The organism is Geofilum sp. OHC36d9 (assembly GCF_052400685.1).
GTDB lineage: Bacteria > Bacteroidota > Bacteroidia > Bacteroidales > Marinilabiliaceae > CAZHHH01.
In genome coordinates this window covers 1-19602 of record NZ_JBQTGJ010000012.1, presented here as the reverse complement: position 1 = coordinate 19602, position 19602 = coordinate 1, and the positions used below count along the sequence as shown (strand labels likewise).

The 19602-nt window shown below is 43.0% G+C and carries 11 protein-coding genes; 10 read left to right on the top strand and 1 reads right to left on the bottom strand.

Going from position 1 to position 19602, the window contains the following annotated elements:
• Positions 1-586: 586 nt before the first annotated feature.
• Complete coding sequence (locus tag ACT3CD_RS12025) at positions 587-2407, bottom strand: glycoside hydrolase family 15 protein (RefSeq protein WP_444645880.1); 1821 nt, start codon at positions 2405-2407, stop codon at positions 587-589.
• A 178-nt stretch (positions 2408-2585) separates the two neighbouring features.
• Here ACT3CD_RS12025 and ACT3CD_RS12020 point away from each other — a divergent pair, with 178 nt between their 5' ends.
• The 10 genes from ACT3CD_RS12020 to ACT3CD_RS11975 all read left to right on the top strand — a co-directional run bounded on the left by ACT3CD_RS12020 (position 2586) and on the right by ACT3CD_RS11975 (position 19530).
• Positions 2586-4796: a bifunctional alpha,alpha-trehalose-phosphate synthase (UDP-forming)/trehalose-phosphatase gene (locus ACT3CD_RS12020; RefSeq protein WP_444645879.1), complete on the top strand. Its 2211-nt coding sequence runs from the start codon at positions 2586-2588 to the stop codon at positions 4794-4796.
• 24 nt (positions 4797-4820) lie between these two features.
• Positions 4821-5807: an FtsH protease activity modulator HflK gene (hflK, locus tag ACT3CD_RS12015; protein ID WP_444645878.1), complete on the top strand. Its 987-nt coding sequence runs from the start codon at positions 4821-4823 to the stop codon at positions 5805-5807.
• Between the two features lie 18 nt (positions 5808-5825).
• On the top strand, positions 5826-6767 hold the full coding sequence (hflC, locus tag ACT3CD_RS12010; RefSeq protein WP_444645877.1) for a protease modulator HflC: 942 nt from the start codon (positions 5826-5828) through the stop codon (positions 6765-6767).
• A 477-nt stretch (positions 6768-7244) separates the two neighbouring features.
• Positions 7245-13979, top strand: a complete 6735-nt coding sequence (locus tag ACT3CD_RS12005; RefSeq protein WP_444645876.1) for an aminotransferase class I/II-fold pyridoxal phosphate-dependent enzyme — start codon at positions 7245-7247, stop codon at positions 13977-13979.
• A 114-nt stretch (positions 13980-14093) separates the two neighbouring features.
• Positions 14094-14762, top strand: coding sequence for a response regulator transcription factor (locus ACT3CD_RS12000; RefSeq protein WP_444645875.1), 669 nt, complete (start codon positions 14094-14096; stop codon positions 14760-14762).
• Between the two features lie 62 nt (positions 14763-14824).
• Entirely contained in the window at positions 14825-15472 is a 648-nt protein-coding gene (locus ACT3CD_RS11995; RefSeq protein ID WP_444645874.1) for a flavodoxin family protein, read from the top strand.
• A 9-nt stretch (positions 15473-15481) separates the two neighbouring features.
• Positions 15482-16312: a ribonuclease H family protein gene (locus ACT3CD_RS11990; RefSeq protein ID WP_444645873.1), complete on the top strand. Its 831-nt coding sequence runs from the start codon at positions 15482-15484 to the stop codon at positions 16310-16312.
• Positions 16313-16548: 236 nt separating this feature from the next.
• Entirely contained in the window at positions 16549-17007 is a 459-nt protein-coding gene (locus ACT3CD_RS11985; protein WP_444645872.1) for an OsmC family protein, read from the top strand.
• Between the two features lie 322 nt (positions 17008-17329).
• Positions 17330-18631, top strand: coding sequence for an O-acetylhomoserine aminocarboxypropyltransferase/cysteine synthase family protein (locus tag ACT3CD_RS11980; protein WP_444645871.1), 1302 nt, complete (start codon positions 17330-17332; stop codon positions 18629-18631).
• 578 nt (positions 18632-19209) lie between these two features.
• Positions 19210-19530, top strand: coding sequence for a hypothetical protein (locus ACT3CD_RS11975; RefSeq protein ID WP_444645870.1), 321 nt, complete (start codon positions 19210-19212; stop codon positions 19528-19530).
• Positions 19531-19602 lie beyond the last annotated feature (72 nt).

The window sequence follows — 19602 nt, the reverse complement described above, 5'->3', positions numbered from 1 at the left end:
AGTAGTCTCATACACCTTGAGACAGTAGTCTCATACACCTTGAGACAATGGGATCGGACACCTTGAGTAAATGGGATCGGACACCTTGAGTAAATGGGATCGGACACCTTGAGTAAATGGGATCAGACACCCTAAGTAAATGGGATCAGACACCCTAAGTAAATGGGATCGGACACCCTCAGTAAATGGGATCGGACACCCTCAGTAAATGGGATCGGACACCCTCAGTAAATGGGATCAGACACCCTAAGTAAATGGGATCGGACACCCTAAGTAAATGGGATCAGACACCCTGAGTAAATGGGATCAGACACCTTGAGACAGAGGTCTCATAAAGACAGCCATAGGCAGTAGAAACAAAAGCACGTTTAAGAATTCAAATTTTTCTAAAAATCAACACATAGTATTAGCAAAGAAACCAGATGCTTGATAAGAAAAATTCAAACCCAAAGCTTGCGCAGCTCGAAAAATGTCTATTCACTGGTGTAAATGACCATTTTGAGAGCAAACGCAACGCATAATTTGGACTATAGAGACAAACATGATTATATATCTGACGCCATGGTAAACACTTTCTGAAAATCGGCTAATGAATAATTTGAAGCAACATCTCTTCCTTGCTCAGCTTACCTCCTGCCAATTCAATGGCTGTTTCAATCACAGCCAGATGAGAATAAGCCTGTGGAAAATTACCCATCAGTCTTTTAGTTTCAAAATCCAAATCCTCACTAAAAAGTCCCAAATGATTGGAATAACTTAACAAATCATCAAATTTTTTAATGGCCTCTTCTTTCCGGCCAATTTTATATAAACTCTTAATCAACCAAAAAGAGCAGATGGTAAAAGCCGACGAAGGGGTGCCAAAATCATCTTTATTTCGATAACGAAACATCAGTCCTTTGTACTCTAATTCCTTTTGAATAGCCAGCACCGTACTCTGATATTTAGGGTCGTCCGCCGAAATAAAGTCATACGTCTCCATCAACAACACCGAAGCATCCAAATCCTCGCTATGATAAGCCTGCGTAAACGATTGCTTAGCCTCCGACCAGGCATTGAGGTATATATCGGCTTTAATTTTATCACGCAGCTTAACCCATTCGGCCACCTGCGAATGCTGCTGTAACAGCTCCCCAACTTTAATGCCGCGGTCAACCGCAGCCCAGCACAGCACCTTGCTAAAAGTGAAATGTTTGTTGTTCTCGCGGATTTCCCAAATACCTTTATCAGGTCGTTTCCAGTTACGCTGCACCGCACGTATAATATTCCGGGTTATGGTCCACAACTCTTCACTATGCTCCAATGAAACCGAGAACAAACTGAAATGCTGATAAATCACATCCATCAAAATACCATAAATATCGTGTTGCTTCTGCTTGTAAGCTGCATTACCGATGCGTACCGGCGAACTATTGCAGTAACCGCTCAAATGCCCCAACTCCGTTTCAGTCAACCGCTTTTCGCCGTTAATGCCATACATAATTTGTATTTTCTCATCCTTCTCGGGCAGCAAATCGGTGATAAACCTCAGATATCGGTGAGCCAGACTGTAATGATCCAGATCTGTCATTATTTTAATCACCATTGAAGAATCGCGAATCCAACAAAAACGGTAATCCCAGTTACGCACCTCACCAATGGTTTCGGGCAACGAGGTCGTCAGTGCCGCCAAAATAGCACCCGACTTATCGTAGCTTAACAACTTTAAAGTCAACGAACTCCTGATAATCACATCATTATACTTCGAAAACCGGGTGGTCCGGTCAGACCATGTCAACCAATAGGCTTTGGTTCGCGCCAGTTTCATATACGAACGCTCAACGGTCTGTTTCAACAACTTCTGATTGTAGCTAATCAACAAAAACTCATCCCTGGTTATCGTGATGGATTGTTGGCATGCCACATCCGAAATTTTCATACTCGAATAGAGATACATCGAATCATAATCGCCTTTGGCTGTTGTCGCTTTCACAAAACTCGGGAAAATCTCAATTTTCGTATCGTGCAAAGCATATTCCAAACGCGGGTCGTATTTAAACTGAATCACCGGCGCACCCGATACATATTTAATATAGCGAATCATGTCGGGCGGCGTATAATACTGCCCGCCGTCAAGTTTATAACGAGGCATAAAATCGTGCAGTTCAAACACGCCTTCGAGGCTTTCAAAACGGGTAACCAAAATATTTGTATGACCGTCGTATCTCTGTGTTATATGCAATTCGTTTTCAACAAAAATTTCGAAACTTCCGCCTTTGTCAACATCTAACAGCTTTCCAAAAACCGATCCCGAATCAAACTTGGGCAAACACAACCATTCCAGACTTCCTTTGTTAGATATCAAAGCGCCACTGCGACAATTTCCTATAACGCCGTAGTCGAGATTCCTCTCACATTGTTTCTTCATATTTAATTGGAAATTATTATGATTTAGATTTGTAAAATAGGGAAAAATACGTTAATTATGAAAAACTAAAAATGACTGAACGCAAATTACCAAAGCGCTAAAACAATGAATATTTGCGAACATTCACACTTTCAAACAAATAAATAACCCAAGCATTGATCTAAAGTTTATATTATTTATGAAAAAACTACATATTGTCTCAAACCGACTCCCATTTAGCATCGATTTTAATGATAACGACCCCGTACTAACACCCAGTGTTGGCGGTTTAGCCACCGGCATGAATTCAGTTTATAAAGATTTTAACGGTTCATGGATTGGCTGGTCGGGTATAGCCTCTGATACCATTGAGGAAAGCAAACTGAAAACAATCGATACCATGTTGCAGAAAGAAGGCTGTGTCCCGGTTCATCTTTCGGCCACCGAAATTGAAGAATTTTACGAAGGATTTTGTAACAATACCATCTGGCCCCTCTTTCACTATTTTGCCCAATATGTTGATTTTCACCCCGAATACTGGGAATCATACGTTGCCGTCAACCAAATATTTGCCGACAAAATACTGGAGATTGTTGAAGATGACGACTACCTTTGGGTGCACGATTATCAACTCATGCTGGTGCCACAAATGGTAAAAAGCAAAAGACCCGATATCACCATCGGCTTTTTCCTGCACATACCGTTTCCTTCCTACGAAATATTCCGGATTCTGCCCTGGCGTAAACAACTGTTGAATGGTCTGTTAGGAGCCGACCTCATTGGTTTTCACACCTACGATTACGAACGTCACTTCTTGAGTAGCGTACGTCGCTTGTTTGGCTATGAAATTGATTTTAACGAAATTCACATCAACGAACGAATCCTTTTGGCCGATGCCTTCCCAATGGGCATCGATTACAAAAAATTTGCAGACGAAACACGACGTATTCACAACACGCCGGTCAAAGACCGCTCTGAAATTCATCTGGAACTGGAAAAATATTTCCTGATGGATCCCGAACGAAAACTCATTTTATCCATCGACCGGCTGGATTATTCCAAAGGTATCCCCAACAGACTGAGGGCTTTCGAGCGCTTTTTGGAAAGCAACCCCGAATACCTCGGCAAGGTAACGCTTATCATGCTGGCCGTACCTTCACGTAATAACGTCATTCACTACCAACGACTAAAAAGACAGGTTGAAGAACTGGTGGGAAGCATCAATGGTCTGTACGGAAATATCAACTACACGCCTGTCTGGTATTTCTATCGTTCCATGCCCTTTCAAAATCTGGTAGAACTATACAGCATGTGCGACGTGGCATTGATCACGCCCGTGCGCGATGGCATGAACCTCGTTGCCAAAGAGTATGTCGCCTCACGAATTCATCAGAATGGCGTCATCATTCTTAGCGAAATGGCCGGAGTTGTTAAAGAAATGGGGGAAGCCATCGTGATTAATCCCAACGACGAGAAAGAAGTTGAAGAAGCCATTTTGCAGGCACTCGAGATGGAACCCGAAGAACAAAAAACCCGAATGATATCCATACAGGAACGATTGCAACGATACAACGTCTTTAAATGGGCCCGCGACTTTGTTGATATGTTGCAACGCGTTAACCGGATGCAAAAAGATTTTCTGGCCAAGAAAATTACGCCTCAACTCAGCAATGATATTATTGCCCGGTACAAAAAGACAACCAACAGGGCCATATTCCTCGATTACGACGGCACTCTCATGGGCTTTAAAAACAACCCTCAGGAAGTACAGCCCGACGCTGAACTGAACCAAATTATTGACGACCTGACTGCAAACCCACACAACAGCATCACTATTATCAGTGGTCGTGACAAAGAAACTCTGGGACGCTGGTTTGAAGGTAAGAATGTTAATTTAATCTGCGAACATGGCGTATGGCTGCGCAGGGCTAAAGGCGAATGGCAAATGCTGACCAACACTTCCAACTCATGGATGCCAATGATCAGACCCATCCTCGAAAGTTATGTTGACCGTACACCCGGCACCTTCATCGAAGAAAAAAACTATTCGCTGGTATGGCATTTCCGACGCGCCGAAGCTGAGCTGGGCGAACTAAGAGCCAAAGAGCTTCGAAACGAACTAACCGAAATGATCGCCAACCATAACCTCGAAATTATGGAAGGCAACAAAGTCATTGAAGTCAAAACAGGCGGCATTGATAAAGGCTCTGCTGCCAATAATTTCCTGAAAAATATGACTCCCGATTTCATCATGGCCATTGGAGACGACTGGACCGACGAATACCTCTTTTCAGCGTTGCCCGAAAGTGCCGTTACCGTTAAGGTGGGCATTAAACACACCAATGCCATCTATAAAGTGGAAACAGTGGAAGCCGTCAGGAAATTCCTCAGAAACATTGCAAACGCATAAAAAGTAACTTAATAATTAAAAAAGATGCCAACACAACAGTTCAACAATTTCCAGCTGCCTCCGGGTCTGCAAACCATTTTGAAAAACATAAAAAGCATTCTGCTGGCCATTCTATTATTTGCCGTGGTCTGGAGTGGTTTTTTTCAAGTGGAACCTGAAGAAGCAGGTGTTATTACCCGCTTTGGACAATTCACCCGACTGGTTGAACCCGGTTTAAATTTCAAAATCCCATTTTTGGAATCAGTCACCAAAGTCGCTGTTGAAAGACAACAAAAACAAGAATTCGGCTTCCGAACCACTTCAAGTTCAACCCGGTCGGATTACAGCAAAGAAAATACCGCCGACGAATCGCTCATGCTTACAGGCGACCTCAACCTGGCCGATGTGGAATGGGTGGTTCAGTACCGTATTGAAGACCCCTACAAATATCTGTTTATGGTACGTGATCCGGAAAGTACCCTGCGCGACATCTCCGAATCGGCCATGCGCCAGGTCGTTGGTGATCGTACGGTAAATGAAGTCCTAACAGTAGGTAGGACTGAAATAGCCCAAACAGTGAAAGAGCTGGTTCAAAGTATTTGTAACGACTACTCTCTGGGCATTGGAATTGAGCAAGTGGTATTACAGGACGTAAACCCGCCCGATCAGGTGAAAGCCGCCTTCAATGCTGTAAACCAGGCCCAACAGGAAAAAGAAACCCTTATCAACCAGGCCAAATCGGAATACAACAAAGTCATTCCACGGGCACATGGTCAGGCACAGGAAACCATCCAAAAAGCCGAAGGTTACGCCACTGCACGTATCAACACCGCAATGGGTGAAGCCGCACGATTCAATATGCTTTACAATGAATATATTAAAGCGCCGGATGTTACCAAACGCCGTATTTACATGGAAACAATGCAAAAAGTGCTGCCCAAACTGGGAAACAAAATCATTACCGATCAGGAAGGCAACAATGTTTTGCCACTTTTACAAATGCAAATGAACACCAAACAAGCGGCCCAATAATATAAAAGCTACAATACCATGACTAAAAAATTAATCATCGTTATACTCTCTTCAATTGTCGCACTAATTCTGATTTTCGAAAGTGCCTATATTGTCAAAGAGACCGAACAGGTTGTCATCACCCAATTTGGGAAACCTGTGGGACAAGCCATTACCACATCTGGTTTAAAATTCAAAACGCCATTTATTCAAAAAACCAACTATTTTGAAAAGCGATTTCTGGCATGGGATGGCGATCCAAACCAAATCCCGACCAAGGATAAAAAATATATCTTTGTAGATACTTATGCCCGTTGGGAAATTATCGATCCCCTTAAATTTTTTATCCGTTTAACCAATGAAAGAGGCGCCATCTCCCGACTGGCAGACATTCTGGACGGCGAAACGCGTGATTTTGTAGCAGGACATAACCTCGAAGAAGTGGTGCGGACCACCAATCGAACGCCACAATCTTCAGGCGTGATAGGTGAAATGATAGGCGACACGCTTTTATCCATCGAAATTGGCCGCGAAAAAATCCAACAAATGATACTGGAAGCAGCTAACAAGGAAACAACCGACCTGGGCATACAGGTGCTTGACTTCAAAATTAAGCGCATCAATTACGTACCCGAAGTACAGGAACAAGTTTATAACCGAATGATAAGCGAACGGACACGTATTGCCGAGAAATTTCGCTCCGAAGGAATGGGTGAAGCCTCTGTAACCAACGGTCAAAAAGAACGTGACCTGCAAACCATTCAGTCTGAAGCCTTTCGCCAGTCCGAAGAAATTATGGGTAAAGCAGATGCTAAGGCTGCCGAAATATACGCGGCCGCCTACAACCGATCAGCAATGTCGCGCGAGTTATATGCTTTTCTGAAATCAATGGAAACCTTTGAAAAAACATTCGACGAAAACACGCAGGTTATTCTATCAACCAAAAGCGAGCTGTTTAAGTATCTGAAAAATATGAAATAGCCGAAGAAAACTGCAATAACAACAATTTACTGACACCACTTAATTCGACTTACGAATTGTGGACAACCATTTGCCGGACAGAAGATGATATACAAACGCTTCGTCCGGCAATCAGGTAAATGCCAAAGCCTCAAAAATGAAATCTCTTAATCCGTCGCCAAAATTTTAGAGCAATCACTAAATTGTAAAGGCACAAACCCCAACTCAACCAATAATAGTGCAGCAACCACCTTACTACATTCATATTTCAATGAACCCCTGCCAATAAAAATACATTGAAGAAATATGCGTTGTGTCAAAAAAGCATAAAAACATGAATTTAATCTGGAATTGGCTAAACAAAACTACTGTTTAATTCCTTTTTGAGTATATTTGTAACATTTTGAAGATATATAAACCATTTAGCTTTAATTTTAAAGTTGGTTTAAAAGAAGTATTAAAGATTTTTAAGAACATAATCTAAAAGAGAGATATATCATGCAAATCGAAGGACTCCCTAAAGCTTTTTTAAGAAAAGAGGCACGTGAATACATCGACCTTTACCGGTCGTTGGGGGAACGGGCAGAGGTTTTTCTACCCAACTTTGTCTTCGACAATCTCAAGTCATTTGTACGACTATGTCATGAGGAGCCTAACGATCCGGCTCGTCAGCAGGCTGAGATCCAGAAGTATTTGTTAAAATTCCAGGAAGAGATACCCGGCTACACCGACGTATCACTAATGCTGTATCCTCACGAGGATTCAAAAGCATTTGTTTACACCTCACTTAAGACAAAATTCAGCCAAAAACTAGGCTATTTTGCTGACAATGACATTGTTGATAAAATAGAGAAAGAGTGGATCCACAACATACGTGCCGGTCACGACTTTTCAGTCGGTACGCCTCCGGTTACCGAAGAAACCATTTCTTTTCTGGCCCGGATTTTAATTGGTAATCCACCCAAAGAATTACGCCGTTTTCGTGATGTGATTGGCGTTATTGGTGACATCGATGAGGCCCACTGGAACTACCTGATGGACACGCTCGACCAGATGATTAACCAGAGCACCCACTACACCACTAAAGCCGAAAAAAATAATTTCCTGCACCGCACCGAATGGGCTGTTAACTTCAAAGGGCTTAACGGCTTCATACGCACCGTGGTTTCGGGTAACTCCGACATGGCAGTTGAGCTCATTAAAGGAGAAGTATTAGGCGAAGGCTGCGTTAAAGTTGTAGAAAATATCAAGGGCGAAGAACTCTTTCAAATGATGGAAGACGACGCCTCCAGCGTATTTGTGGTGAAGGTGAAACACATGCGCAAAAATATGTTTGCCGGAACCAAATGGTTCCCTCTCCTGTCGCGTATCGTAGTGGTCGACGACTCTTCCGAATCGGTATCGTCAAACACCAGTCTGGTTTTTAGCTTCCACAATGGGCTCATTAACACCCTCAATAAAGTTCACACCAAAAAACTGGGCTCACCGGCCAATACACAGCTCAACCTCAGACTGATTCTTGAAAATGTAAACCGCAAGAATCTGAAGGAATTTAAAGACCTGATTGATAAAAAAATAAATGATTACAATCAGGAACTGGACGAGCTGAAACAGGAACAACTGGGCGAAACCTCCGATGCAGTTAAAAATCTCAACCTCTATAAATTTGATGCGTTTTCCCGCCAGATATTGATTGACCGATACTCTTTGGCACGGTTACGCGATTTTATTCAATTCATTGAAAATACGGCCGACGACAAAAAACGTAAAGCGCAAAACAATGAACTGATAGAAGATTTTGAAACTAAAATACGTAAATATTTCTACAGCAGCACCCCTGCTGTTCGAATTGCAACCATACTCGAAGGCGGTGGCCGTAACCAGATACGCACCTATGGCGAATATCTGCAAAGCCGACCGCTGAAGTCTCTGGATGAAACGATACTGAAAAGATGTAAAGTCATCCTCAACTTCATCCCCGACAATTACAAAAGAACATTACACAATCACTTTCACAAAAATTTTGGCGTCAACCTCTTTCTCGAGCGCTACCAGAAATTCATCACCAAGGTTGATAACGAAGCCGATAACAAAGGACGTTTTAAGAACATCCTCATTGACCTGGGCGTTTACAAAGATTTTGAACAGCTGAACGATGACGATAAAAAAATCATCAAAAGCTTCGTCAGTGATTTGGGAAATCTGGACAAGACATCCATTTCCGACGATGTTCAAATGATTATTCGTGATTTGTTGTTCAACAAAGATGAACAGCCAAAGCCCTATATCATCTACAACAAAATTCTGGCATGGGAATATACCGACCTGTTCTCTGAGGAACGTTTCAACATCAATCCGTTCGATATTGAAATTGAAAACCTCGACGATCAGCGCATCGACTATGAACGTATTCATGCCAAGCTGGGACGCATCAAAAGCACCTTGCAACTGTTCGATCCTTCGGGCAATTTGTGGGACCGCTTCTGCGAAAATGTCACCATTATTATCAACGACCCCAGTAATCCGACAGGTTACTCAGATTTCAACCGTGAAAACCTCATCGAATTTCTCAAATTCGTCAACAACAGTAAAATAACTCTGTTACTCGACGAAGCCTATACCGATAGCGTAAAAATTGACGATGAGTTATTACCCAAATGGCGATCTATTTCGCGATATGTTTTCAATAACGAAAATTTATTGTCAAAAATAAGGGTTGTTTCATCACTGTCGACCACCAAAAATCTGGCGGGCTCAGGCGATCGTCTGGGGGCTATCGTTGCCACCCCGGCAATGAATAATGTGATAGAATACGCCAAACAACGTAATCAGGCCATTCGCGGAAATAGTGCTTCCTTGTATTTCCTCAACGGCGTGCTCGATGTTGCCATCAAAGCAAAAACGTTAAAGGATAAACTGGAGACCAAACTCCCCAAAGATGCTTCACGAAGCAAAATACGCAACGTCATTGAGTCGTTCATTGTAGCCGAAACAGAAACCAGATCTGCCGGCAAAGCCGAAGGCGATAAACCTGTGTCCATGTTTGAAGGCAGCCCGTTGCACCTGTTCCTGCTTAAAGAGCTGGTTGCACTGGCCAAACTGGATATTCTGAATCTGCCCGATGACTTCAAATACAAAGATGTTCCATTCTTCGTTTATTATTCCGGCGAGTTAGTCAAAGGACTAAACCGTTTCCGTGTCAACAAAAACTTCCGTCGCGAATCAAATATCCGTTTGGAAATGGCCAAACGCATTGCCCACGAAGTAATAGAAGCTGTTGACGTTGACAACGTAAAAATAATTGAATCAGACGGTTCATACCTCTTCAATTTGCTGTTTAAGGACTTCGGCTCATACAACGATCTGGAAGTATTCAGTAAAGCTGTAGGGGAAGAACGCGGCATTTGCGCCTTACCGTACAAAACCGGCGTCATCCGCTTCGCGCTGGGTGGTTACCTGGAAGGCAGCAAAAACAGCTACGATATATTTGAAAAAGAGCTTCGGTCTGCCCTCACATTGTACCTCAACTATTGGAAACAATACAAAACGTTACGTAAAGAGTTGGGCAGCGAAGCCGACAGTGCTGTAATCATCAAACATCTGTTTCCTTCGTTAAAGGAAAACGATTGGTTGCAACGTGTCTTCGAAGATTTCAAAACCGTACGCTCGCTGAAGAAACCGGTTAACAAATCGCTAAAAATTAACGATAACCGTTCTCTTTATCATGCATCACCACAGGTTAGCGGCGTTTCAGTGACCACCATTGGCGACTCCGAAAATTCGGTGATTGAATTTCAGGGCGATGTAGGCAACTGCCGAAACGTGGAAGAATTCATACAAAGTAGCGCTTTCACCAAAATATACGAAAATCTGCTACCGCAAATTTACCGTAAAATACCACAGATTAAGGATCTGAATTTCAACATAGTGGCATCACGCTTCAGCAAAGCCTCTATCCTGAAATACATTTACAACAAAAAAACATTTAACCCCAACCACCACGTGCTGGACGATCCGGACGAACGGAATATTATGCGCGAAATCCTGATTGAGATGGAACGCCTGCTGTTCTCCGACGCCAAGATGAAAATACTGGCCCTCTCGGCTACCGGGGATGCATACCGCGACGTGGCCCGGCTGGAAGGTGTTAATGTGGTATTGAAAAAACACATACAGGAACTGTTGTTGCATTTCAACCTGCCTTTTGAGCAACATACCATTGAGCCCAGCCGCAAAGAAATTCTCGAAACGGCATGTGTTCATTATGAAGAGGTGACGGGCTTAAAAGTTCAGGATCTGGATGTGGAAAAATATCTGAACCAGTTACTCGAAAGCCTGCGTACCACACCTGAGTTCAACAAGCTGGGCATTTCATCGCGCGGCTTCGGCGTTATTGTCAATGTGGTGAAACAACGTACGCTTGACCCAACGCTGTCGCCGGCCGAAAAAATTCTGAACATCTTTTTGTTACGCAACGACGAATCGTTCCACCAGCAGGTTATAGAAAAACTCACTTATCTGCAGGAACAAATTGACAACACGGAAGATGCCGACTTAAAGATTATCACCGAAAACCTTATCACTGAGATACTGCCGCGTGAGGTCAACGACATCATGAATTACATCAGCCGCAAAAAGGACATCAAAGTGGGTGAAAACCTGCTGGAAGAAGTCACTCATCGGGTGGTGAGCTTTATTATTCATATTCAAAATATCACCAAAGGAACCAACTACTACCACAAGTATCTGCATACATTGAAAAAAGTAGTTGAAACCCATTTCAGACGTCAGAACTCCAGTGTCAACCAGATGGTTCAGCATGGTATCACCCTTTATCGTAATTATGAGATGAAGGACAAAACCCTGCAGGAGTATAACAACGGATCGTTATCATGGATTAATGATTTGATGATTAAATGTGGGGTCATATCGGTTGAACAACCGGTGCAATTGCACACCCGTATTGTTACCGACGCCAAAAAACGAGAATTCCCCTATTACAGAGTCGACAGAACCACTGATGAACCGATGTACCTGCTGGATATGAATCGCGGCAAATCAAAGTACGATTTCATCAAATCATTGAGCATCAAGCCCAGTTCCAAATTCTTTGAACGTCGTTTGGCCAAATTTGTTGGCAACCTCGATCCCGATGACTATCGCTGTAAAATTGTTCAGCACGGTGTGGTTAAACAGCTCATTGTGTTCCAAAAAGGATATATCAAATATCTAACCGACTTTTTCCGCTTGTTACAGTATCAGGATGTAACATTGGCCGAGGCGCAACGATTCCTGCCCGATGTACTGCTGTTTTTGGGAGCACCCGAAAAAGTAATTTCATTTCCACAAGTGGGATTCTTTGATATCAAAGGCCCCAAAGGCAACATCAAAACAGTGATCACGCCACTGCGTAAGGAAGGCGATTATTTCGGCAACATCAAGAAGCCATGGCTTACCATGCTCAATGAAAAGGTGAAAGAGATGGGCGGCATCCCCAAACACGGGTCACTATTTGCCATTGAAATGGAAGACGGATCCATATTCACCGTCGAAATTGATGGCGACAGCGGCGTTGGTAAATCTGAGATGATTGCGGCACTGGTGCTTAAATGGCTGCGTCAGAATCTGGCGGGTGTGCGATCGGTCAAACTGATTGCCGGTGATATGTTCCATGTATTTCGCGACAAAGAAGGCAATATTTATGCCTTCGGCACCGAAGAAGGCGACTTCTCGCGCGTCACCGATTTCGACCCTGACTTCATTAAATACTACAAGTATTTGTTCGAAACCAGTGCCGACAGCAATGTGACGGACCTGAACTCACGAAGCACTATTTCCGGCTTCTGTGAAATACATATGCCGTATAAAATTGATATTATGCTCACGGCCCAAAACTTCTCGAAAGAAGAAGGTGGCGTGACACGTGTCAATAATCCGGAAAACTTCCTCTTGTATGTTGACTCACACGGCGAACGAATGGAAAAAGCCACCAGTCAGGATGGCCCCAACTTCCAACGTTCTCTGAGTCGCTATACCGCCGATAAAAACATTGTGGAGGTATTGGCTCAACATGGTAATTATCTGGACGACATTCTGGACTGGGATTATGTGCCGACCGAAAAAAGGTTCTATCTCTGTTCATCTTATAAAATGATGGATAAGATAGACGTCGAAAAGGTGGTAAACCAAATTTTCAATGGTAAAACCATTGAGCATAACCAGCAAAACTGGACCATCGAATCGGTCGCTTTCGATCTGGTTAAAAACCGCTTTATGGCAGCGCTGGTCAATGGTGACCAAACCGATGCCGTAATGATCAGCCGCAACATATTCATCCAAATATTTGATGGATTGGCCAGCACGCCCGGAGGACAGCCTTTTATTGCACAGGAAGATCAGATTGAAAACCGTTATCAGCTGATTAACGTATTGAAAGGTGGCCCCAACGGCGATGGTGAAGGTAAAAAAGTACAATTTGCCATCATGTCAACCGAAATTGGCAAAAAAGGAAAAGAAATTTCAGGTCCTCAAAAAGCTGCGGCCGCATTAATCAATATGATTCAGGATATTAAAGCCGGCAGCGGGGAAATGAATGCCATACGTAATGAGGTTCGTAAAATTGTGCGAAGTAAGTACCCACATGTATTCACCAATGGCCGTACAAGCAGCGAAACATGGCGGTACAATTTCTATCTCTACCAGTTGGATAAAATGATGAAAGCTCGTTTTGTGCGTTTCGATGATCCGGAGGTGGAAGTGGATATGACCAATGTGAACCTGTTTCAACCAAAAGATCCATCAACAGAATTCAGTCCTTTGTTGGTAACACCGAACCTGAATATTGAGTTATCCAGTTTTTCGGAAACCTATGAAGAGTTGATGAGTTTACCCAACTATCCTGAATTTGCACAGGAGTTCATGGAAGGCGCCGATAAGCTGTACGAAGCCCGTGGTTACTCTGCCGAAACGGTGGTTAACAATATGATTACCCAGTTGCTGCTAATGGATGGATACATCGAATTCGATGATCTGACCAAAGGCCGCATCACCGAAAAGGTAAACCGTGAAACCATTGCCGCCGCCAAATATGCCGTTCTCAAAGAACTGGAACGTCGACATAAAAAGGCGGATACAGTCAAAGCGCCAGAGACCGAAAAGCCGGCTGCTAAAGAAGAGTCGAAAAATCAGTCCCGTAAAAACGATGGCAAAAACAATGGTAAAAAAGAGAAATAACAACCCAAAAGAGAATACGAACTTCTCTTAATATACTCACGAAACCCCCAACGGGCATTGCCTTGAGGGGGTTTCGAATTAAAGTATTTAACCCGACAATAAACGCTGAAGCTTATGCCACTATCAAAGCCCAAATATTCAGTAGTTATAGCCGATTCTCAATTTTTGGTAACCGAATCACTCAAAATCGTCGTAGCTCAGACCTCTTTATACCAACCTGTTGTTGTGGCCGAAAACTACGATCACCTGTTACAACTACTGGCCAGTCAAAAAGTCGACCTGCTGATAACAGACCATGCTACCTTTGATTATCCTTCAATACACGCCATTGATGAGCTGATTAATAACCATCCAAAAACCTCAATACTCATTTTAACCAATCAGGTATTAAAACCTGATTTTAATGAACTGACGCTGGCCGGCGTAAAAAATATCATCTGTAAAACCACCGATCGGTCAGAATTGCTCATGGCCATGGAAGCAACCATGCGAAAGAAGAAATTTTACAGTGAAGAGGTCCTTGACCTTATGATGGAAAATCCTGTTAGCAGAAATAAAACGGAAGCTTTGCCGCAACTCACAACCACCGAAGCCGCCATTGTTAAGATGATTGCCGAAGGTATGACGACAAAAGAGATGGCAGCCAAAAAACACATCAGCTTCCATACGGTAATGACACACCGCAAAAATATATTTCGTAAACTCAATGTTAACAGCAGTTCTGAACTCATCATGTTTGCGATTAAAGCCGGATGGATTGATAATATCGAGTATTATATCTAAAAAATCGATATATTAACCGACATCCAACCCTTCTTTACGATGAATTAAAAACCAGAATGGTAATGAGAATCTACTTTGAAGAATTAATTAAAACAGCATCAACGATAAAACCACCCATTCAAAAAGTGCTTGCCATTGGCGGCAGCCCCAGAAAAAATGGTAATACCGACCTTTTAATAAACCAAATAACCGCAGGTGTGAAAAACGAACACCTTGATTTTGAAAATGTCAATCTGGGAGATATTGAATTAAACGGTTGTATTGGGTGCGAAAAATGCAGAAAAGACAAGGTTTGCACGAAAATAAACGACGGCATGTCGACACTCTACCCCGATATTTTAACCTCACAAGGATTAATACTCGCTTCACCGGTGCATAATTATAACATCACATCGTGGATGAAAGCCTTTATCGACCGATTATACTGTTTTTACGAATTTGACAACAACAGCCGGCCACGCAGCTGGAGCAGCCGGCTTGCCAATCAAAACCGAAAAGTGGTCATCGCTGCTATAGGCGAACAAGATACAATCAGCGATCTGGGGTTTGCCATTGAAGCCATGCAACGTCCCATGGAAGCACTGGGCTTTGAGGTTGTTGGTTCGCTGCCTGTTTTAAGAGCGTTTGAAAAAGGCGCCATAAAAAAACAACCGGATACCATGGAACAGGCCTATGACCTGGGCGTAAAATTAGCACAGTCATTGCAATAAGCACCGCAAATGAAGCCACCAATCAAATTGACACTGCAAATAAAATCTCATGATGAATCAAATATACATGGGCAAATATACAACGAAGCAGAGTCTCTAACGCTGCACTATAATATTAAGGATAACACCCTCCTGTTAAACGAAACAAATAAGTTAGACACGTTACAAAACAAAAAAAAGGGGGTTGCCTTGCGGACACTAATTAAAACAAATGAACATCAGCTGATAAAAATTATTCGTTCGGCAATCAACGGAAAAGTAGAGGCCGGACAGCACATTAATTGTGTCTTCATCGAGGGATTTAACTTTTTAAAAGAGTCTGATTTTAACCGTTATATCCGGGTTGATAGACGCCATGAACAGCTGGCAATCACAGGTAGCGATTCCGAAACGGGCAACATTCATAAAATTTACGCCGATGGTTCGCATGCCTGCCAGACCCAACAATCGGGATATGGGGGTTTTATTGAGACCCCGGATGGTGCACAAATGATATTTAGTCACACGTTTGAAACGGGAAGCAGTAATCTTATGGAACTGTTAGCCGTTACCGAAGGATTGCGTCAGCTCCGGCCGTTTGAAAAAATACAGGTGAATACCGATAGCCGTTTTGTCATTCGCGGGCTGGCCCAATGGTGTCATTTCTGGAAACACAACAACTGGCAAACAGCCTATGGCAGGGAAGTGAAATATGCAGAACATTGGCAGCAGGCCTATAATCTCTGTCAGAATAAATTCATTGAATTCAAATGGATCAAAGGCCATTCGGGTGATCAAAATCAGAATTTTTGCCACCAACTGGCAAAAGAATCGTCGACTCGCCCTGTGCCGCACTCATAAAGCAACCCTATAGCCCCCCTCCCATTACCACAATTATCTCCAGGCATCGCACGCACAAACTCCTGATACAATCGCTGCCATCATATTCCTCTATTATATACCCTGTTTATGGTATATAAAATGCCACATCTACGGGATTTCAGGATTTATCTGTATCTGCCATCTTTGTAATGTCAACAACGAAGAATCGGAATTGACAAAAAAGATCAATACTAACGTCTAAAAAATTCAAGACCATGGCTAATTTAACTTTTTCAGTAAAAGGCAACAACAGCAACACGACGCGTTTGGACGTCGAAACCCGACAATTCAAACTTATTGTTGATGAACCGGCAGAAATGGGTGGCAACGACGAAGGCCCAAACCCAGTGGAATACATCCTGGCCGGTTATGCAGGCTGCCTAAATGTTGTTGGACACGTTGTGGCTAAAGAACTGGGTATAAATCTTCAAAAACTGACCATTGAAGTATCAGGCCAATTAAATCCGACACGTTTTCTTGGCCTTTCGAATGATGAAAGAGCCGGGTTTCAAAGCATCAATGTAAAACTAAACATTGATAGCGATGCTACCCCTGACACATTAAACCAATGGCTCGAAGCCGTTGAAAACCGTTGTCCGGTGCGCGATAATTTATCAAATCCAACGCCTCTGAGTATATCGGTAAACCAAACAGAGGCCGTTTTGCAGGAATAACTGGTAAACGCCTTGCGTGCAAAAATCTTGTCATTGACAGTTTCTTTTCAAAGACAAAAAACAAAGGGTTTTCATGCGCACTAAATAGAGCCTGTCCATAAACTAAGTGTTTAAAATATAAAATTCAAATTCAAGGCTTGCGCAGCTCGAAAAATGTGAGTTTACTCCCGTAAATGACCATTTTGAGAGCAAGCGTAACGCAGAAGTTGGACTTTATAGATAAACACTAAACAGAATAAACCAGAAAAATAAACAAGTCAACCGTTCCAACTGTTTACCCTATCAGATAAAACAAGAGCCATACATTTAAAATTCATCTATTATGTCAACAGAAAAATTACATTTCGAAACTCTACAAGTTCATGCGGGTCAGGAGGTAGACCCTACGACCAAATCACGGGCTGTGCCCATATATCAAACCACATCGTATGTATTCGACAATCCGGAACAAGCCGCCAACCTGTTTGGGCTGAAGGAATTTGGTAATATATACACACGGATCATGAATCCCACCACCGATGTTTTTGAGAAACGCGTGGCGGCGCTTGAAGGTGGCGTGGCAGCACTAGCAGTCGCATCGGGACAGGCGGCACAATTTCTGGCTATCACCAACATCGCCGGTGCCGGCGACAATATTGTTTCAACGGCCTATCTGTATGGCGGTACATACAACCAATTTAAAGTACAATTTAAGCGTCTCGGTATTGAAGTCCGTTTTGTAGACAGCGATAAACCCGAAGAATTCCGCAAACAGATCGATGAAAATACCAAAGCCCTGTATCTGGAATCCATCGGAAACCCACGTTTTAACATTCCTGATTTTGAAGCCATAGCGGCCATTGCGGCTGAGAATGACATTCCTCTGATTGTTGACAATACTTTTGGCGCCGGCGGCTATCTGGTGCGCCCCATTGAACATGGCGCCAACGTCGTAGTCGAATCGGCAACCAAATGGATCGGCGGCCACGGGACCAGCGTTGGAGGTGTTATTGTGGATGCCGGAAACTTTAACTGGGGCAATGGCAAATTTCCCCAATTCACCGAACCATCCGAAGGCTATCACGGTCTTAAGTTCTGGGACGTATTTGGCACCGACGGCCCCTTTGGCAATATCGCGTTCAGCATCAGGGCGCGCGTAGAAGGGCTGCGCGACTTTGGCCCGGCCATCAGCCCGTTCAATTCTTTTCAGCTGATTCAGGGGCTGGAGACACTTTCGTTACGTGTTCAGCGTACCGTTGACAATGCCCTGGAATTGGCCCAATGGCTTGAAAAGCATCCTAAAATTGAAACCGTATATTATCCGGGATTGCCTTCGAGTCCTTATCACAAACTGGCAAAAAAATATCTCAAAAACGGTTTTGGCGGCGTGTTGTCGTTCAAAGTAAAAGGCGGCACGGCCGAAGCCGATAAAATCATCAACAATCTAAACCTGATTAGCCACCTTGCCAATGTTGGTGACGCAAAAACGCTGATTATTCATCCGGCTTCAACCACTCACGAACAGCTCAGCGTGGAAGAACAAAATGTTGCCGGTGTATTACCCGGCGTACTACGTTTATCGGTTGGTATAGAACATATCGATGATATTAAAGCCGATTTAGAAAATGCCTTTGCTAATGTTTAATCTGATTACTTAAACCATAAACATCCGGTGATTTTTCGGTTACGAAAGCATCATCGGATGTTTATTTATGTCTCAGAATAGAGCCTTGCAGGGCTGAAAAATAATGCATATCAACGCTGAAGTCTGGCCGCAATAGCTCAGCACACCCCCTCCACCGTTACAATTTCTTCATCAATACTTCTTATTATAATCCTTAACGATCACACTTGGGGACACGTGCGACAGCAGGGTCCTCGTGGAATAAAAATGAAACAAATAAGATATTTAGTGTTGCTGATGTTCTCGACCCATCGTACCATCGTGAAATTGATATAACTCAGCAAAAGACAGAGCCACATCAGTGCTCTTATTGACCGTTATTTTTCTTTTGCTTTCTGCCACATGAATTTTCTTGCAAGCACAAACTATCGCGGATCCCGGAATCTTCTTCTCTAACAAAAAAGTTCGAAAAATTGAGTTTTACAACTACGGCATTGATCGATGGGAGTATATACTAAAGATGCGAGAGTAAAAAAACGACCCTTTAAGATAATAAAATGAGGTACACGGGTCGAGAAATGAGGTACACGGGTCGAGAAATGAGCTTCACAAGTCGAGAAATAAGGTTTCCAGGTCGAGAAATAAGCTTCACAAGTCAAGAAATAAGGTTTGCAGGTCGAGAAATGAGCTTCACAAGTCAAGAAATGAGGTTTGCAGGTCGAGAAATGAGCTTCACAAGTCAAGAAATAAGGTTTGCAGGTCGAGAAATGAGCTTCACAAGTCAAGAAATAAGGTTTGCAGGTCGAGAAATGAGCTTCACAAGTCAAGAAATGAGGTTTGCAGGTCGAGAAATGAGCTTCACAAGTCAAGAAATGAGGTTTGCAGGTCAAGAAATGAGGTTTGCGGGTGGAGAAATGTAATATCCTAAATTAGCTTGACAGATTTTACAACATTACTTGAATGGGATACAAACATAAAACATCATACTGGTT